This is a genomic window from Pseudomonas sp. GW823-FHT03E05, from assembly GCF_058796855.1.
Genome location: NZ_JBXAJB010000004.1, coordinates 100161 through 123400, shown reverse-complemented (window position 1 = coordinate 123400; position 23240 = coordinate 100161). Strand labels below are relative to the sequence as shown.

Annotated in this window: 19 protein-coding genes, 3 tRNA genes and 1 riboswitch; of the genes, 21 read left to right on the top strand and 1 reads right to left on the bottom strand. The window is 61.6% G+C overall.

Translation table 11 applies throughout. The features are described 5' to 3' along the window. Positions 1-46: 46 nt before the first annotated feature. The 14 genes from acs (at position 47) to astE (ending at position 16017) form a co-directional block, all read left to right on the top strand. On the top strand, positions 47-2002 hold the full coding sequence (gene acs / locus AC1RCO_RS17360) for an acetate--CoA ligase (RefSeq protein ID WP_011062778.1): 1956 nt from the start codon (positions 47-49) through the stop codon (positions 2000-2002). 603 nt (positions 2003-2605) lie between these two features. Continuing rightward, positions 2606-3382, top strand: coding sequence for an ABC transporter substrate-binding protein (locus tag AC1RCO_RS17355; RefSeq protein ID WP_011062777.1), 777 nt, complete (start codon positions 2606-2608; stop codon positions 3380-3382). 92 nt (positions 3383-3474) lie between these two features. Then, positions 3475-4164 carry an ABC transporter permease gene (locus AC1RCO_RS17350; protein WP_011062776.1) on the top strand — a complete coding sequence of 230 codons (690 nt, stop codon included), beginning with the start codon at positions 3475-3477 and terminating at the stop codon, positions 4162-4164. Next, on the top strand, positions 4161-4859 hold the full coding sequence (locus AC1RCO_RS17345) for an ABC transporter permease (protein ID WP_011062775.1): 699 nt from the start codon (positions 4161-4163) through the stop codon (positions 4857-4859). The genes AC1RCO_RS17350 and AC1RCO_RS17345 overlap by 4 nt, the downstream gene beginning before the upstream one ends. A 1-nt stretch (position 4860) precedes the next feature. Then, complete coding sequence (locus AC1RCO_RS17340; RefSeq protein WP_492617894.1) at positions 4861-5973, top strand: succinylglutamate desuccinylase/aspartoacylase family protein; 1113 nt, start codon at positions 4861-4863, stop codon at positions 5971-5973. A gap of 23 nt (positions 5974-5996) precedes the next feature. Further along, on the top strand, positions 5997-6761 hold the full coding sequence (locus tag AC1RCO_RS17335) for an ABC transporter ATP-binding protein (protein ID WP_011062773.1): 765 nt from the start codon (positions 5997-5999) through the stop codon (positions 6759-6761). Positions 6762-6873: 112 nt separating this feature from the next. Next, positions 6874-7854, top strand: coding sequence for a transcriptional regulator ArgR (argR, locus tag AC1RCO_RS17330; protein WP_220223129.1), 981 nt, complete (start codon positions 6874-6876; stop codon positions 7852-7854). A 362-nt stretch (positions 7855-8216) separates the two neighbouring features. Further along, a complete protein-coding gene (locus AC1RCO_RS17325) occupies positions 8217-9437 on the top strand; it encodes an aspartate aminotransferase family protein (RefSeq protein WP_019093134.1) in 1221 nt (406 codons plus the stop codon). 133 nt (positions 9438-9570) lie between these two features. Next, positions 9571-10590, top strand: coding sequence for an arginine/ornithine succinyltransferase subunit alpha (gene aruF, locus AC1RCO_RS17320; protein ID WP_011062770.1), 1020 nt, complete (start codon positions 9571-9573; stop codon positions 10588-10590). 84 nt (positions 10591-10674) lie between these two features. Next, on the top strand, positions 10675-11700 hold the full coding sequence (gene astA, locus AC1RCO_RS17315) for an arginine N-succinyltransferase (protein ID WP_015636679.1): 1026 nt from the start codon (positions 10675-10677) through the stop codon (positions 11698-11700). Then, on the top strand, positions 11697-13166 hold the full coding sequence (astD, locus tag AC1RCO_RS17310) for a succinylglutamate-semialdehyde dehydrogenase (RefSeq protein ID WP_492617992.1): 1470 nt from the start codon (positions 11697-11699) through the stop codon (positions 13164-13166). Before astA ends, astD begins: the two co-directional genes overlap by 4 nt. A gap of 136 nt (positions 13167-13302) precedes the next feature. Beyond that, complete coding sequence (astB, locus tag AC1RCO_RS17305; RefSeq protein WP_011062767.1) at positions 13303-14649, top strand: N-succinylarginine dihydrolase; 1347 nt, start codon at positions 13303-13305, stop codon at positions 14647-14649. 56 nt (positions 14650-14705) lie between these two features. Next, the gene (locus tag AC1RCO_RS17300) at positions 14706-14993 is read left to right on the top strand and encodes a hypothetical protein (protein ID WP_011062766.1); all 288 of its coding nucleotides are present in this window, start codon (positions 14706-14708) and stop codon (positions 14991-14993) included. A gap of 13 nt (positions 14994-15006) precedes the next feature. Then, positions 15007-16017, top strand: coding sequence for a succinylglutamate desuccinylase (astE, locus tag AC1RCO_RS17295; RefSeq protein WP_011062765.1), 1011 nt, complete (start codon positions 15007-15009; stop codon positions 16015-16017). A gap of 58 nt (positions 16018-16075) precedes the next feature. Here the strand turns inward: astE and AC1RCO_RS17290 are convergent, their stop codons facing one another. After that, positions 16076-16585 carry a 6,7-dimethyl-8-ribityllumazine synthase gene (locus AC1RCO_RS17290; protein WP_011062764.1) on the bottom strand — a complete coding sequence of 170 codons (510 nt, stop codon included), beginning with the start codon at positions 16583-16585 and terminating at the stop codon, positions 16076-16078. A 121-nt stretch (positions 16586-16706) separates the two neighbouring features. Then, positions 16707-16877, bottom strand: a riboswitch (FMN riboswitch). Between the two features lie 218 nt (positions 16878-17095). On the opposite strand from AC1RCO_RS17290, the gene ltaE reads away from it, so the two are divergent. The 7 genes from ltaE to AC1RCO_RS17255 all read left to right on the top strand — a co-directional run bounded on the left by ltaE (position 17096) and on the right by AC1RCO_RS17255 (position 23069). Then, positions 17096-18100, top strand: coding sequence for a low-specificity L-threonine aldolase (gene ltaE / locus AC1RCO_RS17285; protein WP_492617893.1), 1005 nt, complete (start codon positions 17096-17098; stop codon positions 18098-18100). A 146-nt stretch (positions 18101-18246) separates the two neighbouring features. Next, entirely contained in the window at positions 18247-20871 is a 2625-nt protein-coding gene (gene alaS / locus AC1RCO_RS17280) for an alanine--tRNA ligase (protein ID WP_019093136.1), read from the top strand. Positions 20872-20968: 97 nt separating this feature from the next. Next, positions 20969-22210: an aspartate kinase gene (locus tag AC1RCO_RS17275; protein ID WP_011062761.1), complete on the top strand. Its 1242-nt coding sequence runs from the start codon at positions 20969-20971 to the stop codon at positions 22208-22210. A gap of 187 nt (positions 22211-22397) precedes the next feature. Continuing rightward, entirely contained in the window at positions 22398-22586 is a 189-nt protein-coding gene (gene csrA, locus AC1RCO_RS17270) for a carbon storage regulator CsrA (RefSeq protein WP_002554426.1), read from the top strand. A 62-nt stretch (positions 22587-22648) separates the two neighbouring features. Then, positions 22649-22739, top strand: a tRNA-Ser gene (locus tag AC1RCO_RS17265). Between the two features lie 107 nt (positions 22740-22846). Further along, positions 22847-22923, top strand: a tRNA-Arg gene (locus AC1RCO_RS17260). A gap of 72 nt (positions 22924-22995) precedes the next feature. Then, positions 22996-23069: transfer RNA gene (locus AC1RCO_RS17255), tRNA-Arg, on the top strand. Positions 23070-23240 lie beyond the last annotated feature (171 nt).

Below are 23240 nucleotides of genomic sequence, written 5' to 3'. Positions count from 1 at the left end.
TACAACGGGGTCATACAAAAACAACTATGTCACCGAGGTAAGAAAGATGAGTGCGGCTTCTCTGTATCCCGTTCGTCCCGAGGTTTTGGCCAATACGCTGACTGACGAGGCGACCTACAAGGCCATGTACCAGCAGTCGGTCGTGAACCCGGACGGTTTCTGGCGCGAACAGGCCAAGCGTCTCGACTGGATCAAGCCTTTTACCACGGTGAAGCAGACCTCCTTCGACGATCACCATGTCGATATCAAGTGGTTCGCCGACGGCACCCTGAACGTCTCCTACAACTGCCTGGATCGCCATCTCGCCGAGCGCGGTGATCAGATCGCGATCATCTGGGAAGGCGACGATCCTTCCGAAAGCCGCAACATCACCTACCGCGAACTGCATGAGGAAGTCTGCAAGTTCGCCAACGCCCTGCGTGGCCAGGACGTGCACCGCGGCGACGTGGTGACTATCTATATGCCGATGATTCCCGAGGCGGTGGTGGCCATGCTGGCCTGTACCCGCATTGGCGCGATCCACTCGGTGGTGTTCGGCGGCTTCTCCCCTGAAGCCTTGGCCGGGCGCATCATCGACTGCCGCTCCAAGGTGGTGATCACTGCCGACGAAGGTATCCGTGCCGGCAAGAAAGTGCCGCTCAAGGCCAATGTCGACGATGCCCTGACCAATCCGGAAACCAGCAGCATTCAGAAGGTCATCGTGTGCAAGCGCACCGGTGGCAACATCAAGTGGAACCAGCACCGCGACATCTGGTACGAAGACTTGATGAAAGTCGCCGGCAGCGTCTGCGCGCCGAAAGAGATGGGCGCCGAAGAAGCGCTGTTCATCCTCTATACCTCCGGTTCCACCGGCAAGCCCAAGGGCGTGCAGCACACCACCGGCGGCTACCTGCTGTATGCGTCGCTGACCCATGAGCGGGTGTTCGACTACCGCCCGGGCGAAGTCTACTGGTGCACCGCCGACGTCGGCTGGGTCACCGGCCACACCTATATTGTCTACGGCCCGCTGGCCAACGGCGCCACCACCGTGCTGTTCGAGGGTGTGCCGAACTACCCGGATGTCACTCGGGTGGCGAAGATCGTCGACAAGCACAAGGTCAACATCCTCTACACCGCACCGACCGCAATCCGCGCCATGATGGCTTCGGGCACCGCTGCCTGCGAAGGCGCCGATGGCAGCAGCCTGCGCCTGCTGGGCTCGGTGGGCGAGCCGATCAACCCGGAAGCCTGGGACTGGTACTACAAGAACGTCGGTCAGTCCCGCTGCCCGATCGTCGACACCTGGTGGCAGACCGAAACCGGCGCCACCCTCATGAGCCCGCTGCCGGGGGCGCATGCCTTGAAGCCGGGTTCCGCAGCGCGTCCGTTCTTCGGCGTGGTGCCGGCCCTGGTGGATAACCTGGGCAACATCATCGAGGGCGCGGCCGAGGGCAACCTGGTGATTCTCGACTCGTGGCCAGGCCAGGCACGGACCCTGTACCGCGACCACGATCGTTTCGTCGATACCTACTTCAAGACGTTCCGTGGCATGTACTTCACCGGTGACGGCGCCCGTCGCGACGAGGATGGCTACTACTGGATCACCGGTCGGGTGGACGATGTGCTCAACGTCTCCGGGCACCGCATGGGTACCGCCGAAATCGAAAGCGCCATGGTTGCGCACCCGAAGGTCGCCGAAGCGGCGGTGGTGGGCGTACCTCACGACATCAAGGGGCAGGGCATCTACGTCTATGTGACCCTCAATGGTGGCGAAGAGCCTAATGAAGCCCTGCGCCTGGAATTGAAGAACTGGGTGCGCAAGGAAATCGGGCCGATCGCCTCGCCGGACGTCATCCAATGGGCGCCGGGCCTGCCGAAAACTCGTTCCGGGAAGATCATGCGGCGGATTCTGCGCAAGATCGCCACGGCGGAGTACGACGGTCTGGGCGATATCTCGACCCTGGCTGACCCGAGTGTGGTGCAGCACCTGATCGATACCCACAAGACCATGAACGTCGCCTGAGGCGGTTTTCGAGTCACCCAGCCCCGCCCGGCCCTGTGCCGGGCGGGGCTTTTTTGTGCGGTGGAGATGGGCCGCAAAGCCCTCTGCGTGGCTGGTGCAGGTGCCGGCTTGCCCGCGAAGAAGGGGCGAATAAATATCGGATTTATCCCTTCGGTGTATCCGAATGTTACCGGTACGGCCGAGGATGTAACCTCGCGCCTACTTTCGGGGCAATGGGAAACGCCGGGCCCCATTTCAGGGCCTTTTATACCCTTATAAAAAATAAGTCATCACGCTGCGCTTGCCGGAATAGAAGGCTTTGCCAATAATAGGCCCGCAATTTGCAGCATAGATCGGTTCCCCGTCTTTCGCTCTTGCATAGAATTGAAGAGCTGTCAATGCGCTGGCCAGGCATTCTCGATGCTTCTGTAATTTGTTGTCGCATTGAGGAAATATCGGCTTCCAGCCTGTCGTTAGAATGCCGGTCACTCGCTCGTCGTTGCCTGTGTGTGAGCCCCCTGCGGGCTGCCCGGGCCGCAGCGCCGCTATTTGCTGTTTCACCCATTCGCATATTGGGCTGTCGCTCACTCTGCCGTTTTCGCCCTTTACCGATGGAGTTCTAAGATGAAGAAACTCGTGCTTCTTGGCGCCCTGGCACTGTCCGTGCTCTCCCTGCCGACTTTTGCCGATGAAAAGCCCCTGAAAATTGGTATCGAAGCGGCTTACCCTCCGTTTGCCTCCAAGGCGCCGGACGGCAGCATCGTCGGTTTCGACTACGACATCGGCAACGCCCTGTGCGAAGAGATGAAGGTCAAGTGTGTCTGGGTCGAGCAAGAGTTCGACGGCCTGATCCCGGCACTGAAGGTTCGCAAGATCGACGCCATCCTCTCGTCCATGTCGATCACTGACGATCGCAAGAAATCCGTGGACTTCACCAACAAGTACTACAACACCCCGGCGCGTCTGGTGATGAAGGCCGGTACCCAGATCAGCGACGGCCTGGCCGAGCTCAAGGGCAAGAACATCGGCGTGCAGCGCGGTTCGATCCACGAGCGTTTCGCCCGTGAAGTGCTGGCTCCCCTGGGTGCGCAGATCAAGCCTTACGGCTCGCAGAACGAAATCTACCTGGATGTGGCCGCCGGTCGCCTCGACGGTACCGTGGCGGACGCTACCCTGTTGAATGACGGCTTCCTGAAGACCGACGCTGGCAAGGGCTTCGCCTTCGTCGGTCCGGCCTTCACCGACGTCAAATACTTCGGCGACGGCGTAGGGATCGCCGTGCGCAAGGGCGACAAGGCCGATCTGGACAAGATCAACGCCGCCATCGCTGCCATTCGTGAGAACGGCAAGTACAAGCAAATCCAGGACAAGTACTTCGACTTCGACATCTACGGCAAGTAAGACCGTCGAATCAGTCAGTCCGAGATGGCGCAAGCAGCAGAATCTCTGAAGTTTGCGCCATTTTTTCATCCCAATTTTCGAGGACCTGAATCATGTTGAAAGGCTACGGGGCTGTCATCCTCGATGGCGCTTGGCTGACGCTTCAGCTCGCCTTGTCGTCCATGGCCCTGGCCATTGTTCTGGGTCTGATCGGGGTTGCGCTGCGCCTCTCGCCGGTGCGCTGGCTGGCCTGGCTGGGCGACCTGTACTCCACGGTAATCCGCGGTATTCCCGACCTGGTGCTGATCCTGCTGATCTTCTACGGTGGCCAGGATCTGCTCAACCGGGTGGCGCCGCTGCTGGGTTATGACGATTACATCGACCTCAATCCGCTGGCGGCCGGTATCGGCACCCTGGGCTTCATCTTTGGTGCCTACCTCTCCGAAACCTTCCGTGGCGCCTTCATGGCGATCCCCAAGGGGCAGGCGGAAGCCGGCATGGCCTACGGCATGAGCAGCTTCCAGGTGTTCTTCCGGGTGATGGTGCCGCAGATGATTCGCCTGGCGATTCCCGGCTTCACCAACAACTGGCTGGTACTGACCAAGGCGACCGCGCTGATTTCCGTGGTGGGTCTGCAAGACATGATGTTCAAGGCCAAGCAGGCGGCGGATGCCACTCGCGAGCCATTCACCTTCTTCCTTGCAGTGGCGGCGATGTACCTGGTGATCACCAGTGTCTCGTTGCTGGCACTGCGTTACCTTGAGAAGCGCTACTCGGTAGGCGTAAGGGCGGCTGATCTATGATCTTCGACTACAACGTCATCTATGAGGCCCTGCCGCTGTACTTCGGCGGCCTGCTGACCACCCTGAAACTGCTGGCGCTGTCGCTGTTCTTCGGTTTGCTGGTGGCGCTGCCCCTGGGGCTGATGCGGGTGTCCAAGCAGCCGCTGGTGAACATGACAGCCTGGCTCTACACCTATGTGATCCGCGGCACGCCGATGCTGGTGCAGCTGTTCCTGATCTACTACGGCCTGGCTCAGTTCGAAGCGGTGCGCGAGAGTTTCCTCTGGCCCTGGCTGTCCAGCGCGACCTTCTGCGCCTGCCTCGCCTTTGCCATCAACACCAGCGCCTACACCGCGGAAATCATCGCCGGCAGCCTCAAGGCCACGCCCAATGGCGAGATCGAGGCGGCCAAGGCGATGGGCATGTCGCGCTACAAGATGTATCGCCGCATTCTCTTGCCATCGGCTCTGCGCCGCGCGCTGCCGCAGTACAGCAACGAAGTGATCATGATGCTGCAGACCACCAGTCTGGCGTCCATCGTGACCCTGATCGACATCACCGGCGCGGCGCGGACGGTCAACGCGCAGTACTACCTGCCGTTCGAGGCCTACATCACCGCCGGTGTGTTCTACCTGTGCCTGACCTTTATCCTGGTGCGCCTGTTCAAGCTGGCCGAAGGCCGCTGGCTGCGCTACCTGGCGCCGCGGAAGCACTGATATGGAACGCATCGATCATCCATTGCCCTGGAATCACCTGGGTAGCGAGCGGCGTATCTCGGTGTTCCGTTTCGGCAGCGGCGAGCGCAAGGCCTATATCCAGGCCAGCCTGCATGCTGACGAGTTGCCGGGCATGCGTACTGCCTGGGAGCTGAAGAAGCGCCTCGGTGAACTGGAAGCCCAGGGGGCTCTCAACGGCGTCATCGAGCTGGTGCCGGTGGCCAACCCGCTGGGCCTGGGCCAGTTGCTGCAAGGCAATCACCAGGGGCGTTTCGAGGCCGGCAGCGGCAAGAACTTCAACCGTGATTTCGTCGAGTTGAGCGAGCCGGTCGGCCAGCGCCTGCAAGGGCGCCTGGGGGATGATCCGCACGCCAATGTGCGCCTGATTCGCCAGGCCATGGCCGAGGTGCTGGCTGAGCTACCGCCGGCGTCCAGCCAGTTGCAGGGCATGCAGCGGGTGCTCCTGGGCCATGCCAGCAGCGCTGATGTGGTGCTGGACCTGCATTGCGATGCCGAGGCGGCGCTGCACATGTATGCATTGCCGCAGCATTGGCCGCAGTGGCGCTCCCTGGCCGCGCACCTGGATGTGAAGGTCGGCCTGCTGGCGGAAGATTCCGGTGGCAGTTCGTTCGACGAAGCCTGTTCGTTGCCCTGGTTGCGCCTGTCGCGGCAGTTCCCTGAAGCGCAGATCCCCTTGGCTTGCCTGGCAACCACCCTCGAGCTGGGCGGCCAGGCCGACACCGGGCGGCCTCAGGCCCAAGCGCACGCAGAAGGCATCCTGGCGTTTCTTGCCGAGCAGGGGTTGATTGCCGGTGATTGGCCGGCCCCCGGGCGCGAAGCCTGCGAGGCCATGCCTTTCGAAGGCACCCAGCTGCTGTATGCGCCGCACCCCGGCGTGGTGAGCTTTCTGCGTCCGGCCGGTAGCTGGGTGGAGGCGGGCGAGCCGGTTTTTGAAGTGATTGATCCCCTATCCGATCGGGTCAGCACGGTGTGTGCTGGCACCAGCGGCGTGCTGTTCGCCGTTGAGCGGCTGCGTTATGCCCAACCCGGTTTCTGGCTGGCCAAGGTGGCGGGGCGCGAAGCGCTGCGTCACGGGCGCTTGCTCAACGACTGACTGTTTTTGTGAGAACCGACCGCATGTACAAACTTGAAGTCCAAGACCTGCATAAGCGCTATGGCAGTCACGAAGTGCTCAAGGGCGTGTCCCTGAAGGCCGCAGCTGGCGATGTAATCAGCATCATCGGCTCCAGTGGCTCGGGCAAGAGTACATTCCTGCGCTGCATCAACCTGCTGGAGCAGCCCCATGCGGGCAAGATCCTGCTGAACAACGAAGAGCTGAAGCTGGTAGCCAACAAGGACGGCGCCTTGAAGGCCGCCGATCCCAAGCAGCTGCAGCGCATGCGCTCGCGCCTGTCGATGGTGTTCCAGCATTTCAACCTGTGGTCGCACATGACCGCGATTGAAAACATCATGGAAGCGCCGGTGCATGTGCTGGGTGTGTCCAAGGCCGAGGCTCGCGAGAAGGCCGAGCACTACCTGGCCAAGGTCGGTGTGGCGCACCGCAAGGATGCCTATCCGGGGCACATGTCCGGTGGCGAGCAGCAACGGGTGGCGATTGCCCGGGCCCTGGCGATGGAACCGGAAGTCATGCTGTTCGACGAGCCGACCTCGGCCCTGGACCCGGAACTGGTGGGCGACGTCCTGAAGGTCATGCAGGCCCTGGCCCAGGAAGGTCGGACCATGGTGGTGGTGACCCACGAAATGGGCTTTGCCCGTGAGGTGTCCAACCAGCTGGTGTTCCTGCACAAGGGTGTGGTGGAAGAGAGCGGCAACCCGCGTGAAGTGCTGGTGAACCCGCAATCAGAACGTTTGCAACAATTCCTCTCGGGCAGCCTCAAGTAATAGCTGCCGTTGTGCACCAAATTAGGTCATGCTGCGCACCGCGCGCCAGATGGTCTAACTTGGTGCTGCCGCCCTTGGCTTCTTACCTTGTTTTCGTTTCGGATTGCCCGCCATGACTGCCCATCGAATTGGTTTCCTGATTTGGCCCAGCACTAAAGCCTTGACGCTGGCGCTGGCTGAGGAGGCCTTGCGTGTTGCCCAGCGGGTGCACCCGGAAGTGGTCTATGAGCTGGCTTTCCTGCAGGCCGAAACCCCGGCCGAAGGCGCCTGGCAACTGCCGGGCGAGCCTTGGGCGGGCAAGCTGGAAGGTTGTCAGAAACTGTTCCTGCTGGCGGACGAGCCGCCGGCGCCGATGAGTTCCGGCTTGAGCAGTGCCCTCAAGCAACTGGTGCGTGCCGGCTGTGTGATTGGTGGGTTGTCAGCCGGGGTTTACCCCTTGGCACAACTGGGGTTGCTCGATGGTTATCGGGCAGCGGTGCACTGGCGCTGGCAGGATGATTTCGCCGAGCGTTTTCCCAAGGTCATCGCCACCAGCCATCTGTTCGACTGGGACCGTGATCGCCTGACCGCGTGCGGTGGCATGTCGGTGCTGGACCTGCTGCTGGCGGTGCTGGCCCGGGATCATGGCGCCGAGCTGGCCGGTGCGGTGTCCGAGGAACTGGTGGTGGAGCGCATTCGTGAAGGTGGCGAGCGCCAGCGTATCCCGCTGCAAAATCGCCTGGGCTCCAGCCACCCGAAGCTGACCCAGGCAGTGCTGCTGATGGAGGCCAATATCGAGGAGCCGCTGACCACCGACGAGATTGCCCAGCACGTCTGTGTTTCCCGTCGTCAGTTGGAGCGGATCTTCAAGCAGTACCTGAACCGCGTGCCCAGCCAGTATTACCTGGAGCTGCGCCTGAACAAGGCCCGGCAGATGCTGATGCAGACCAGCAAGTCGATCATTCAGATCGGCCTGTCCTGTGGTTTCTCTTCCGGCCCGCACTTCTCCAGCGCTTACCGCAACTTCTTTGGCGCCACCCCGCGTGAAGATCGCAATCAGCGGCGCAGCAGCAGCCCGTTCGAACTCTCCTCCGTGCCTTCCGAGCGCGGTTGACCCCGTATTGTAGGAGCCGGCTTGCCGGCGAATCCCACAGGCAACCCGCTCGCCCGCAAAATCCCGTTCGACGTCCTCTTGTCGTAACGTCGATAACCTTTTCGAGATTTGGGGCTGCCCGCCACATAACTACCTGGGTAATTACCTTGGGCAAATTGCCCGGCAAATCTGCCGCTGAGGCTGTGCGCAGTTTAAACTGCGCCTTTGCGACGCTATTTGTCGCATTGCCATAAACCCGCTTAAAACCTGGGTTGGCGCTATAAGAAGTTGTCGCTTGGCGACAAGGCCGGGCACAAAACTGTCCTTACAATCCCTCCATCGCTCGCCAGTTTCAGGCGGGTGTTCCTCTTCAGGAGACTCCGATGTCCGTTGAGCAAGCTCCGGTGCAACGCGCCGATTTCGACCAGGTGATGGTTCCCAACTACGCACCTGCGGCCTTCATTCCTGTGCGTGGCGCGGGGTCCCGAGTATGGGATCAGTCGGGTCGGGAACTGATCGACTTCGCCGGCGGCATCGCGGTCAACGTACTGGGCCACGCCCATCCGGCCCTGGTAGGCGCACTGACCGAGCAAGCGGGCAAGCTGTGGCATGTGTCCAACGTCTTCACCAACGAGCCGGCCCTGCGCCTGGCCCACAAGCTGATCGACGCCACCTTCGCCGAGCGCGTGTTCTTCTGCAACTCCGGCGCAGAAGCCAACGAGGCCGCCTTCAAGCTGGCCCGTCGCGTGGCTCACGATCGTTTCGGCGCCGAGAAGTACGAAATCATCGCGGCCCTGAACAGCTTCCACGGCCGTACCCTGTTCACCGTGAACGTGGGTGGCCAGTCCAAGTACTCCGATGGCTTCGGTCCGAAGATCACCGGCATCACCCATGTGCCGTACAACGATCTGGCCGCCCTGAAAGCCGCGGTTTCCGACAAGACCTGCGCCGTGGTGCTGGAGCCGATCCAGGGCGAGGGCGGCGTGCTGCCGGCCGAGCTGGCCTACCTGCAAGGCGCCCGCGAGCTGTGCGACCAGCACAACGCGCTGCTGGTGTTCGACGAAGTGCAGACCGGCATGGGCCGCAGCGGCGAGCTGTTCGCCTATCAGCATTACGGCGTGACCCCGGACATCCTCACCAGCGCCAAGAGCCTGGGCGGTGGTTTCCCGATCGCGGCGATGCTGACCACCGAAGCGCTGGCCAAGCACCTGGTAGTCGGCACCCACGGCACCACCTACGGCGGCAATCCGCTGGCGTGTGCGGTGGCCGAGGCGGTGATCGACGTGATCAACACCCCACAGGTGCTCAATGGTGTGAAAGCCAAGCACGACCGCTTCAAGACCCGTCTGTTGCAGATCGGCGAGAAGTACGGCCTGTTCACGCAAGTCCGCGGCCTGGGCCTGTTGCTCGGCTGCGTGCTCAGCGAGGCCTGGAAGGGCAAGGCCAAGGACGTGTTCAACGCGGCCGAGAAAGAAGGCCTGATGATCCTGCAAGCCGGCCCTGACGTGGTGCGCTTCGCGCCGAGCCTGGTGGTCGAGGATGCCGATATCGACCAGGGCCTGGACCGCTTCGAGCGCGCCGTGGCGAAATTGACTCAAGCCTGATCCAGGGCGGCGGTGCTTCTCGGCGCCGGCCTTTGCGGCCGGCGTCGAGCCTAATTCCTGTGCCGGGCTATCCCGGCATTTTTTTCCCTGAGTCGGACGGTTTCCGACCTGTTTTAGAGTAAGGAGTGACACCATGCTGGTGATGCGCCCCGCGCAAATGGCTGATCTGGGCGAGGTACAGCGTCTGGCTGCAGACAGCCCGATTGGTGTCACCTCCTTGCCGGATGATGTGGATCGCCTGAGCGACAAGATCGCCGCAAGCGAGGCTTCGTTCGCCGCTGAAGTGAGCTTCAACGGTGAAGAGAGCTACTTCTTCGTCCTGGAAGACACCGACAGCGGCAAGCTGGTGGGCTGCTCGGCGATTGTCGCCTCGGCCGGCTACTCCGAGCCGTTCTACAGCTTTCGCAACGAAACCTTCGTCCACGCTTCCCGCGAGCTGAAGATCCACAACAAGATCCACGTCCTGTCCCAGTGCCACGACCTCACCGGCAACAGCCTGCTGACCAGTTTCTACGTGGTACCGGAGCTGGTGGGCTCGGCCTGGTCGGAGCTCAACTCCCGCGGCCGCCTGTTGTTCGTCGCCAGCCACCCGGAGCGCTTCGCCGATTCGGTGGTGACCGAGATCGTCGGCTACAGCGATGAGCATGGCGACTCGCCGTTCTGGGATGCCATCGGGCGCAACTTCTTCGACCTCAACTACGCCGAGGCCGAGCGCCTGTGCGGCCTGAAAAGCCGGACCTTCCTCGCCGAGCTGATGCCCCATTACCCGATCTACGTGCCGCTGCTGCCGGATGCGGCCCAGGAAGCCATGGGCCAGGTGCACCCGCGGGCACAGATCACCTTCGACATCCTGATGCGCGAAGGTTTTGAAACCGATCACTACATCGACATCTTCGACGGTGGCCCGACCTTGCATGCGCGGGTCTCGGGTATCCGCTCGATTGCCCAGAGCCGCGTGGTGCCGGTGAAGATCGGTGAAGCAGCCAAGGGCGGCGGCCGTCAGTACTTGGTCTCCAACGGCCAGTTGCAGGATTACCGCGCGGTGTTGCTGGAGCTGGATTACGCCCCGGGCAAACCGGTGACCCTGGACCTGCAAGCCGCCGAAGCCCTGGGCGTCGGCGAAGGCGCCAGCGTGCGCCTGGTGGCGGTTTAACGCCTGCTTTCACTACCTGGAAAGCAAGCCTAGAAGCAGCGAGTTTCGCGCAGGCCGCCAGCGGCCTGCGTCTGAGGAGATAGCATGATCGTTCGTCCCGTACGCAGCAGCGATTTACCCGCGCTGATCGACCTGGCCCGCAGCACCGGCACTGGCCTCACCACCTTGCCGGCCAACGAAGAGCGCCTGACCCACCGGGTCGGCTGGGCGGAAAAGACCTTTCGCGGTGAAGCCGAGCGCGGCGATGCGGACTACCTGTTCGTGCTTGAAGACGACAACGGCCGGGTGGTGGGCATTTCCGCCATCGCCGGCGCCGTCGGCCTGCGCGAGCCCTGGTACAACTTCCGGGTCGGCTTGACGGTCAGCGCCTCCCAGGAGCTGAACATCTACCGCGAGATCCCCACGCTGTTCCTGGCCAATGACCTGACCGGCAACTCCGAGCTGTGCTCGCTGTTCCTGCATGCCGATTACCGCACCGGCCTCAACGGCCGCATGCTGGCCAAGGCGCGGATGCTGTTCATCGCCGAGTTCCCGCAGCTGTTCGGCAACAAGATCATTGCCGAGATGAGAGGCATGTCCGACGAGAATGGCCGCTCGCCGTTCTGGGAAAGCCTGGGCCGGCACTTCTTCAAGATGGAGTTCAGCCAGGCCGACTACCTGACCGGTGTCGGCAACAAGGCCTTCATCGCCGAGCTGATGCCCAAGTTCCCGCTCTATACCTGTTTCCTGTCCGAAGATGCGCGCAACGTCATCGCCAAGGTCCACACCGACACCGAGCCGGCGCTGGCCATGCTCAAGAGCGAAGGCTTCAGCTACCAGGGCTATGTCGACATCTTCGACGCCGGCCCGGCGGTGGAGTGCGAGACCAGCAAGATCCGCGCAGTGCGTGACAGCCAGGCGCTGGTGCTGGCCATCGGCACCCCGGGCGACGACGCCACGCCGTTCCTGATCCACAACCGCAAGCGCGAGGACTGCCGCATCACCGCGGCACCGGCGCGCTTTGCCGCCGGCACCCTGGTGGTCGATCCCCTGACCGCCAAGCGCCTGCAACTCAACGCCGGCGACCAGGTCCGCGCGGTTCCGCTGTCTGCTTCTCGGGAGTCGAAATAATGAGCACGCTGTACATTGCCGGCCAATGGCTGGCCGGTCAGGGCGAGGCCTTCACCTCGGTCAATCCGGTGACCCAGGCGGTCATCTGGTCGGGTAACGGTGCCACTGCCGCACAAGTGGAGAGCGCCGTGCAGGCTGCCCGCCAGGCGTTTCCGGCCTGGGCCAAGCGTTCCCTGGAAGAGCGCATCAGCGTGCTCGAAGCCTTTGCCGCCAGCCTGAAGAGCCGTGCCGACGAACTGGCCCGCTGCATTGGCGAGGAAACCGGCAAGCCGCTGTGGGAAGCTGCCACCGAAGTCACCAGCATGGTCAACAAGATCGCCATCTCGGTGCAGAGCTACCGCGAACGTACCGGCGAGAAGAGCGGCCCGCTGGGCGACGCCACCGCCGTGCTGCGGCACAAGCCCCACGGTGTGGTGGCGGTGTTCGGCCCCTACAACTTCCCTGGCCACCTGCCTAACGGGCACATCGTTCCCGCTTTGCTGGCCGGTAACAGCGTGCTGTTCAAACCCAGCGAGCTGACGCCGAAAGTCGCCGAGCTGACGGTGCAGTGCTGGATCGAAGCCGGCCTGCCGGCCGGTGTGCTGAACCTGCTGCAAGGCGCTCGGGAAACCGGCATCGCCCTGGCGGCCAATCCGGGTATCGATGGGTTGTTCTTCACCGGTTCCAGCCGTACCGGCAATCACCTGCACCAGCAGTTCGCCGGGCGCCCGGACAAGATCCTGGCCCTGGAAATGGGCGGCAACAACCCCCTGGTGGTGGAGCAGGTCGCCGACCTGGACGCTGCGGTGTACACCATCATCCAGTCGGCCTTTATCTCGGCTGGCCAGCGTTGCACCTGCGCGCGGCGCTTGCTGGTGCCGCAAGGCGCCTGGGGTGACACGTTGTTGGCGCGCCTGGTGGCGGTCAGCGCAACCATCGAGGTCGGCGCGTTTGACCAGCAGCCTGCGCCGTTCATGGGCTCGGTGATCTCCCTGGGCGCCGCCCGCGCACTGATGGATGCGCAGCAGCAGCTGTTGGCCAACGGCGCCGTAGCCTTGCTGGAAATGACCCAGCCCCAGGCCCAGGCCGCCTTGCTGACCCCGGGCATCCTGGACGTTAGCGCCGTGGCCGAGCGCCTTGATGAGGAGCTGTTCGGGCCGTTGCTGCAAGTGATCCGCTACGCTGATTTCGATGACGCGATCGCCGAGGCCAACAACACTCAGTACGGCTTGGCGGCCGGTCTGTTGTCGGACTCCGCCGAGCGCTACCAGCAGTTCTGGCTGGAAAGTCGAGCAGGTATCGTCAACTGGAACAAGCAGTTGACCGGCGCCGCCAGCAGCGCGCCATTCGGTGGCGTGGGGGCCTCGGGCAACCATCGGGCCAGTGCCTATTACGCGGCGGACTACTGCGCGTACCCGGTGGCTTCCCTGGAAACCCCGAGCCTGGTGCTGCCGAGCGCGTTGACGCCGGGTGTGCGCCTGTCCTGATTGGCGTGGCCTTTTCGCCGGCAAGCCGGCTCCTGCAGATCTGTGCAGGAGCCGACTTGCCGGCGAACGAGCTCACCGCGTTCGCCATGTGTAGATATCGATTGCCTATAACAAACAGATTCGTGGAGCCTCGCTGATGAAATCCTATGAAGTCAATTTTGACGGGCTAGTGGGGCCGACCCATAACTACGGCGGCCTGTCCTACGGCAACGTTGCCTCCCAGAGCAACAGCCAGCAGGGCTCCAATCCCAGGGAAGCGGCGCTGCAAGGCCTGGCGAAAATGAAAGCGCTGATGGAAATGGGCTTTCAGCAAGGCGTGCTCGCCCCGCAAGAGCGCCCGGACGTGGCCGCCCTGCGCAACCTGGGTTTTGCCGGAACAGACGCCCAAGTCATCCAGCAGGCCGCCAAGCAGGCGATGCCATTGCTGGTCGCCAGTTGCTCGGCATCGAGCATGTGGGTGGCCAACGCCGCCACGGTCAGCCCCAGTGCCGACACCGCCGATGGCCGTGTGCACTTCACTGCCGCCAACCTCAACTGCAAATACCACCGCAGCATCGAGCACCCCACCACCAGTCGCGTGCTGGGGGCCATGTTCGCTGACCAGAAGCACTTCGCCCATCACGCGGCCCTGCCGGCGGTAGCGCAGTTCGGCGACGAAGGCGCCGCCAACCACACGCGCTTCTGCCGTGACTATGGGCAGGCCGGCGTGGAGTTCTTCGTCTTCGGTCGCAGTGCTTTCGATACTCGCTACCCGGCACCGCAGAAGTACCCGGCGCGCCAGACCCTGGAAGCTTCCCAGGCCGTCGCCAGGTTGCATGGCCTGAGCGAGGAAGGGGTGGTCTATGCCCAGCAGAACCCTTCGGTGATCGACCAGGGCGTGTTCCACAACGACGTGATCGCGGTGGGCAATGGCGAGGTGTTGTTCTATCACGAGGACGCCTTCCTCGAGACCGATAAGATGCTCGCCGAGTTGCAGGGCAAGCTGGGCAAGCGCGGCGGCAACTTCCAGTCGATCTGCGTGCCGCGTTCGCAGGTGACGGTGGAAGATGCCGTGCGCTCCTACCTGTTCAACAGCCAGTTGCTGTCACGCGCCGACGGCTCGATGCTGCTGATCGTGCCCGAGGAATGCCGCGGCAACGAGCGGGTCTGGCAGTACCTGCAAAGCCTCACCAGCTCTGGCGGGCTGATTCGTGAAGTGAAGGTCTTCGACCTCAAGCAGAGCATGCAGAACGGCGGTGGCCCGGCGTGCCTGCGCTTGCGCGTAGCGCTCAAGGAAACCGAGCTGGCGGCGGTCAATCCTGGGGTTATCATGACCGCGCCGTTGTACGACACCCTGACCCAATGGGTCGGCAAGCACTATCGCGACCGCCTGAGCGAAAGCGACCTGGCGGACCCGCAACTGCTGCTTGAGTGCCGGACGGCACTGGATGAACTGACGCAAATCCTTAAACTGGGCGCGGTTTATCCCTTCCAGATCAATTGAAAGCCAGCGCCCGGCGATCCCGGGCGCGCAGCTTTACCCCAGATGAGAACTGACCCATGAGCGATACCTTGCAGCTGATCCTTGAAGACACCGACGGCACTCAGCTGGAAACGTCCTGCACCCGTTTCGCCGTGCTGTGGCAGGGCAAGGAAGTGTGGATCCAGCAGGACGGCCGCGGCCAGCTGCTGATCGGCGTGGATGTGGAAGAAGGTGATGCGGAATACGCCAGCCTGCTGCTGCGCCCGCTGGCGACCAACCTGGTCAGCCTGCAACTGGAAATGGAGCCGGCCGACGCCGGTGACGATGATCACGTGCACGGCCCTGACTGCGGCCACGCTCACTAAGGAAGTCCGCTCTATGCTCGCCCTCGGCAAACTGCTTGAACTGACCCTCGCCGGCCGTGAACCGGCGGAGAAGACTCAACTGACTGTCGACGGCGTGCGCATGCGCTGGCTGAGCGAGGGGGCGCTGGAAGTGCGGCCGCCCGAGGCTCGCGATAACGGCCTGGACCTGCTGCTGTCAGCGGGAATCCATGGCAACGAGACGGCTCCCATCGAGCTGCTCGACCGCTTGTTGCATGACATCGCCCGGGGCGATCTGAAGCCCCGCGCACGTATCCTGTTCCTGTTCGGCAACCCCGAGGCCATGCGCCGCGGCGAGCGTTTTGTCGAACAGGACGTCAACCGGCTATTCAATGGCCGGCATGAATCGAGCAGTGGTTTCGAAGCCCTGCGCGCTTGTGAACTGGAGCGACTGGCGGCGAGCTTCTTCAGCCAGCCCGATCGCCAGCGCCTGCACTACGACCTGCACACGGCAATCCGCGGCTCGAAGATCGAGCAGTTTGCCCTGTACCCATGGAAGGACGGGCGTCAGCATTCACGCCGTGAGCTGGCACGCCTGCGGGCTGCCGGTATGGAAGCGGTGCTGTTGCAGAACAAGCCCTCCATCGTCTTCAGTGCCTACACCTACGATCAGCTGGGGGCCGAGTCCTTCACCCTGGAGTTGGGCAAGGCACGGCCATTCGGGCAGAACCAGGGGGTCAATGTCGAACGCCTGGAAACCCGGCTCAAGCAGATCATCGACGGTAGCGAACCACCTGCGGAGCAGGACAGCCTCGACGGGTTGCAGTTGTTCAGCGTGGCTCGGGAAGTCATCAAGCACAGCGACAGCTTCCACCTGCATCTGCCGGCAGACATCGAGAACTTTTCCGAGCTGGAAGTGGGTTACCTGCTGGCCGAGGATATCGCCCAGACCCGCTGGGTCATCGAGGAGACGGGGGCACGGATCATTTTCCCCAATCCCAAGGTGAAGAACGGTTTGCGCGCAGGGATTCTGATTGTGCCGGCCACGGCCGACGGCCTGGCCTGAGGTTCGCCGGCAAGCCGGGCCCCCGCAGGAGCCGGCTTGCCGGCGATACCGCTAACGCTTAAACCGCTACCGCACGCTGCTCGTTACGGCGCAGGGCGCGGACCTTCTGCAGGGTGTCGGCACAGGTTCTCGCCGCTTCCTGGCCTTTGTGCACGAAGTGCTCGAAGAAGAACTTCTGATGCTCTTCACCCGCATGGAAATGATGCGGGGTCAGCACCACCGAAAAGACAGGCACTTCGGTTTCCAGTTGCACTTGCATCAGGCCGCTGATGACCGACTGGGCGACGAACTCGTGACGGTAGATGCCACCGTCCACCACCAGGCCGGCAGCAACGATCCCGGTATAACGACCGGATTTGGCCAGCAGTTTGGCGTGCAGCGGGATTTCGAAGGCGCCGCCGACTTCGAAGAAGTCGATATCGGATTCCTGATAGCCCTGGGCGAGCATTTCAGTGACGAAGCCCTGACGGCTCTGATCGACGATTTCCTTGTGCCAGCAGGCCTGGATAAAGGCGACGCGCTCGTTGGGGTGGTGTTTGCTTTTGCTATCGATTGCAGTGGGTTGCATCTGTTCTGACTCCTGTTTGTGTGAAAAACAGGGCATATATGAATCGAATGGGATTTAAGGGTGCGCGCAGAACGGTCGTGGATTTCCCACGAACTGCCCGGCAACGGCCCTTTGGCGCCAATCCCGTTCTCTCTTCATCCGGACTATGACCGTCGGCCCCGGAATCACACCGGGTCTGCTGACCTTGTCGTTACCTGTGGCCAAGCCACCGGTCTCGCCAAGCGCTCGCGGGCTATGCGCATTGCACGCAATTACCGCCGGTGGGGAATTGCACCCCGCCCTGAGAACGTTTGCCCGCAATTTTTCGCGGGCGGTGAGTTTTTAACACAGATCCTCGCGAGACGCATCGCACCTTTTGGATAATTCTCATCGGATTTTTCAACGCCAGACTCAGGCTTTTCTACAGTTGTTGCTTGATTATTGCCGGCCATGGCCGCAGTTTCGTTTCGAAAGGGAGTTCCCCCTGTTCAAGAGCGGACCTTGCAGGTCCCACAGCCGAGGCCAGATGTGATGAGCGTGATCGATCTTCGTAGTGACACCGTGACCCAGCCGACCCCTGGCATGCTCGATGCCATGGCCAGTGCGCCCACCGGGGATGATGTGTACGGCGAAGATCCGACAGTCAATCGGTTGGAAGGTGAATTGGCGCGGCGCCTGGGTTTTGCTGCGGCGCTGTTCGTGCCCTCGGGCACCATGAGCAACCTGCTGGCCTTGATGGCTCACTGTGAGCGGGGCGACGAGTACATCGTCGGGCAACAGGCCCATACCTATAAATATGAAGGCGGGGGCGCGGCGGTACTCGGCTCTATCCAGCCCCAGCCACTGGAATTGCAGGCTGACGGTTCGCTGGACCTTGTCCAGGTGGCTGCGGCCATCAAGCCCGATGACTTTCATTTTGCCCGCACCCGCCTGCTGGCCCTGGAAAACACCATGCAGGGCAAGGTGCTGCCCTTGGCCTACCTGGCCCAGGCTCGGGCCTTTACCCGGGAACACGGGCTGGCCCTGCATCTGGATGGCGCGCGGCTGTACAACGCAGCGGTCAAGCTGGGGGTGGATGCACGGGTGATTGCCGAGCATTTCGATTCGGTGTCGGTGTGCCTGTCCAAAGGTCTAGGTGCGCCGGTGGGCTCGGTGCTGTGTGGCTCGGTGGAACTGATCGCCAAGGCCCGGCGCCTGCGCAAGATGGTCGGTGGCGGCATGCGCCAGGCAGGCGGTTTGGCGGCAGCGGGGCTGTATGCCCTGGACCATCAGGTACAGCGTCTGGCCGACGACCACGCCCATGCACAATTGCTGGCCGATGGCCTGCGGCGGTTGGGCTACAGTGTCGAGCCGGTGCAGACCAACATGGTGTATGTAGAGATGGGAGATCGGGCCGAGGCGCTCAAGGCGTTCGCCGCCGAGCGCGGGATCAAGCTCAGCGCCGCATCACGGCTGCGTCTGGTCACTCATCTGGACGTCAGCGCCGGGCTAATCGAGCACGTGCTGAGCACTTTTGCCGAGTTTTCCCGTAACTGACAGTGTTCTCCGTCCAATTGACTGTTTGTATCGTACAAACACGCTGTACCTAGTGATTAACGCCGATATAATGCGGCCCTTTGCCGTCGTTTCGTCTGTTGACGTTGCGCACAGGCCTTTGGCCGCAGTCTCCGTGGAAGAACCTAATGAAAAGCGCAGAAATCCGTGAAGCCTTCCTCCGCTTCTTCGAAGAGCAAGGCCACACCCGTGTAGCCTCCAGCTCCTTGATCCCAGGCAACGACCCCACCCTGCTGTTCACCAACGCGGGGATGAACCAGTTCAAGGATTGCTTCCTGGGGCAGGAAAAGCGCGCCTATACCCGCGCTGTCAGCAGCCAGAAGTGCGTCCGCGCCGGCGGCAAGCACAACGACCTGGAAAACGTCGGTTACACCGCTCGTCACCACACCTTCTTCGAAATGCTGGGCAACTTCAGCTTCGGTGACTACTTCAAGCGTGATGCGATCACCTTCGCCTGGACCTTCCTGACCTCCGACAAGTGGCTCAACCTGCCCAAGGAAAAGCTCTGGGTCACGGTGTATGCCACCGACGACGAGGCCTACGACATCTGGACCAAGGAAGTCGGCGTACCCGCCGAGCGCATGGTGCGTATCGGCGACAACAAGGGCGCGCCTTACGCGTCCGACAACTTCTGGACCATGGGCGATACCGGCCCGTGCGGCCCTTGCACCGAGATTTTCTACGATCACGGCGCCGATATCTGGGGCGGCCCGCCCGGCTCGCCGGAAGAGGACGGCGACCGTTACATCGAAATCTGGAACAACGTGTTCATGCAGTTCAACCGCACCGCCGATGGCGTGTTGCACCCGCTGCCCGCGCCGTCGGTGGACACCGGCATGGGCCTGGAGCGGATCAGCGCGGTGCTGCAGCACGTGCACTCGAACTATGAGATCGACCTGTTCCAGAGCTTGCTGGATGCGGCAGCCAAGGCCATCGGCTGCACCAACGATGCCCAGGCTTCGCTGAAAGTGGTGGCGGACCATATTCGTTCCTGCGGCTTCCTGATTGCCGACGGCGTACTGCCGTCCAACGAAGGCCGTGGCTATGTGCTGCGCCGGATCATTCGCCGCGCTTGCCGTCACGGCAACAAACTGGGCGCCAAGGGCAGCTTCTTCTATCAGATCGTTGCCGCCCTGGTTGCCGAGATGGGCGAAGCCTTCCCGGAGCTGAAGTCCCAGCAGGCGCACATCGAGCGTGTGCTCAAAGCCGAAGAAGAGCAGTTCGCCAAGACCCTGGAGCAGGGCTTGAAGATCCTCGAGCAGGACCTGGCCGAGCTCAAGGGCTCGGTGGTGCCGGGCGACGTGGTGTTCAAGCTGTACGACACCTACGGTTTCCCGATGGACCTGACTGGCGATATCGCCCGCGAGCGCAACCTGACTCTCGACGAGGAAGGCTTCGAGCGCGAAATGGAAGCCCAGCGTGTGCGTGCCCGCTCCGCCAGTTCTTTCGGCATGGACTACAACAGCCTGGTCAAGGTCGACGTGGCCACCGAGTTCACCGGTTACCACGCCACCAGCGGTTCGGCGAAAGTGGTTGCTCTTTATAAGGAAGGGCAATCGGTCGACGTGCTGAGCGAAGGCGAAGAGGGTGTGGTGGTTCTTGACCAGACCCCGTTCTATGCCGAATCCGGCGGCCAGATCGGTGACTGCGGTTATCTTCAGGCTGGCAACGCGCGTTTCGACGTGCGCGACACCACCAAGACCGGCGGTGCCTTCCTGCACCATGGCGTGCTGGCCAAGGGTAGCCTGACTGTTGGTGCGCCGGTTGAAACCCAGGTCGACGCGCAAGTGCGCCACGCGACCTCGCTGAACCACTCGGCCACCCACTTGCTGCACGCTGCGCTGCGCCAGGTATTGGGCGAACACGTACAGCAGAAGGGCTCGCTGGTGGACAGCCAGCGCCTGCGTTTCGACTTCAGCCACTTCGAGGCGATCAAGCCCGAGCAGATCAAGGCGCTGGAAGACATCGTCAACGCCGAGATTCGCAAGAACACCCCGGTGGAAACCGAAGAAACTGATATCGATACCGCCAAGAAGAAGGGCGCCATGGCGCTGTTCGGCGAGAAGTACGGCGACAGCGTGCGCGTACTGAGCATGGGCGGCGACTTCTCGGTAGAGCTGTGTGGCGGTATCCACGCCAATCGTACCGGCGATATCGGCTTGCTGAAAATCACCAGCGAAGGCGGTGTGGCTTCCGGCGTGCGTCGTATCGAGGCAGTGACTGGTGCTGCGGCCCTGGCGTACCTGAATGCGGCGGAAGAACAACTCAAGGAAGCGGCGACCCTGGTCAAGGGTAGCCGCGACAACCTGATCGACAAGCTGTCGGCAGTGCTGGAACGCAACCGCTTGCTGGAGAAGCAACTCGAGCAGTTGCAGGCCAAGGCTGCAAGCGCCGCGGGCGATGATCTGTCCGCTCAGGCGGCAGACGTCAAGGGCGTGAAAGTGCTGGCTGCGCGTCTTGACGGCCAGGACGGCAAGGCGCTGCTGGCGCTGGTGGATCAGTTGAAAAACAAACTCGGCCGCGCAGTGATCCTGCTCGGCAGTGTCCATGAGGAAAAGGTCGTACTGGTTGCCGGTGTAACCAAGGACCTGACTGGCCAACTCAAAGCCGGTGATTTGATGAAGCAAGCCGCTGCGGCAGTGGGCGGGAAGGGCGGTGGTCGTCCAGACATGGCGCAGGGCGGCGGTGTTGATGCCGCTGCACTGGATGCCGCGCTGGCCCTGACCGTGCCATTTGTCGAGCAGGGTATTTAAGGCGCCGAGCCGGGCCCGTCGTCTAGTGGCGGGTCCTTGCGCTGTGCAGTTTGATTGTTTAACGGGCGCCCCTTTACGGGCTGAGGCGGCTTAGAAAATGGCTTTGATCGTACAGAAATTTGGAGGCACCTCGGTCGGCTCTGTCGAGCGGATCGAGCAGGTCGCCGACAAGGTGAAGAAGTTCCGCGAAGCCGGCGATGACCTGGTGATCGTGCTGTCGGCGATGAGTGGCGAAACCAACCGCCTGATCGATCTGGCCAAGCAGATCAGTGGCGAAGCCAAACCGGTTCCCCGTGAGCTGGATGTGATCGTCTCCACCGGCGAGCAAGTGACTATCGCGTTGCTGGCCATGGCGTTGATCAAGCGCGGTGTTCCGGCGGTGTCCTATACCGGTAACCAGGTGCGAATCCTCACCGACAGCGCTCACAATAAAGCGCGAATCCTGCAGATTGATGATCAGAAGATTCGTGGCGATCTGAAAGCCGGTCGTGTGGTAGTGGTTGCTGGTTTCCAGGGCGTTGACGAGCACGGCAACATCACCACCCTGGGTCGTGGTGGTTCCGACACCACCGGTGTGGCGCTGGCGGCAGCTCTGAAGGCCGATGAGTGCCAGATCTATACCGATGTCGACGGCGTCTACACCACCGATCCGCGGGTTGTGCCCAAGGCTCAGCGCCTGGACAAGATCACCTTCGAAGAGATGCTGGAAATGGCCAGTCTCGGTTCCAAGGTGCTGCAGATCCGTGCGGTCGAGTTTGCTGGCAAGTACAACGTTCCGCTGCGCGTTCTGCACAGCTTTCAGGAGGGTCCGGGCACCCTCATTACTATTGATGAAGAGGAATCCATGGAACAGCCGATCATTTCCGGCATCGCTTTCAACCGCGATGAAGCCAAGCTGACTATCCGTGGCGTGCCAGACAATCCTGGCGTGGCCTTCAAGATCCTTGGCCCGATCAGCGCGGCGAACATTGAAGTCGACATGATCGTGCAGAACGTTTCGCACGATAACACCACCGACTTCACCTTCACCGTGCACCGCAATGACTACCTGGCGGCCCAGACCGTGCTGGAAAACACCGCACGTGAAATCGGTGCCCGCGAAGTGGTAGGCGACACAGACATTGCCAAGGTATCGATCGTTGGTGTTGGCATGCGCTCCCACGCGGGCGTTGCCAGCCGCATGTTCGAGGCCCTGGCTAAAGAGAGCATCAACATCCAGATGATCTCCACTTCTGAAATCAAGGTTTCGGTGGTGATCGAGGAGAAGTACCTGGAGTTGGCGGTACGTGCGCTGCACACCGCTTTCGAGCTCGACGCTCCGGCCCGACAGGGCGAGTGATGCGTGTTTGAAAGGGCGCGGTCTGACCGCGCCCTTTGTGTTTTTGATCGGCACGGGAGAAAACTGTTCTTTTGCCCGTGCTAGTCAATACTTAGGCGTGTAGGACTGCAGCCGACCCGGTTGTAGGCCAACACCCTTTTTTTTGCAGACTGTAGTCCCTGAAAATGTAATGCGTGAGGAGAAAGGTATGCTGATTCTGACTCGTCGGTGCGCAGAAAGCCTGATCATTGGTGATGGCGAGATCACTGTGACCGTGCTCGGCGTCAAAGGTAATCAAGTGCGTATTGGTGTCAACGCCCCCAAAGAAGTGGCGGTTCACCGTGAGGAAATTTACCTGCGGATTAAGAAAGAGAAGGACGAAGAACCAAGCCATTAATTTTTATCGTTTTTTTTGTTTGCAAACGGGGAGAAAGCTGGTTAATATACGCCCCGTGTTGCGGAGAGCTGGCCGAGTGGCCGAAGGCGCTCCCCTGCTAAGGGAGTACACCTCAAAAGGGTGTCGGGGGTTCGAATCCCCCGTTCTCCGCCATTATTTGCTTAGTACGTTGTAATCTGGCTTCTTCTGTAAGTTGTTGAAATTACTAGAAAAAGTGCTTTACAAAAAGATTTAACGGCCTATAATGCGCGGCAACAAATGCACTCGTAGCTCAGCTGGATAGAGTACTCGGCTACGAACCGAGCGGTCACAGGTTCGAATCCTGTCGAGTGCACCATTTAAGAGTTAGTTACAGTTATGTAGTTGACTTGGCTTCAACCAGTTGTGGTCTGGTCTAAAAACACAAAATGCACTCGTAGCTCAGCTGGATAGAGTACTCGGCTACGAACCGAGCGGTCACAGGTTCGAATCCTGTCGAGTGCCACCATACATCAGGAAGCCCGCATCGAAAGATGCGGGCTTTTTGCTTTCTGCCTTTTTTATCCTCCTTTATCTCTTTTGCCCTCCTGGGCTGGAACGGCTTTGCCCGGCGGAAGTCGAATGCAATGCCTGTGAGTCTGTCTCTCCGACTTTTTTCCTGTGCTGTGTGTTTTC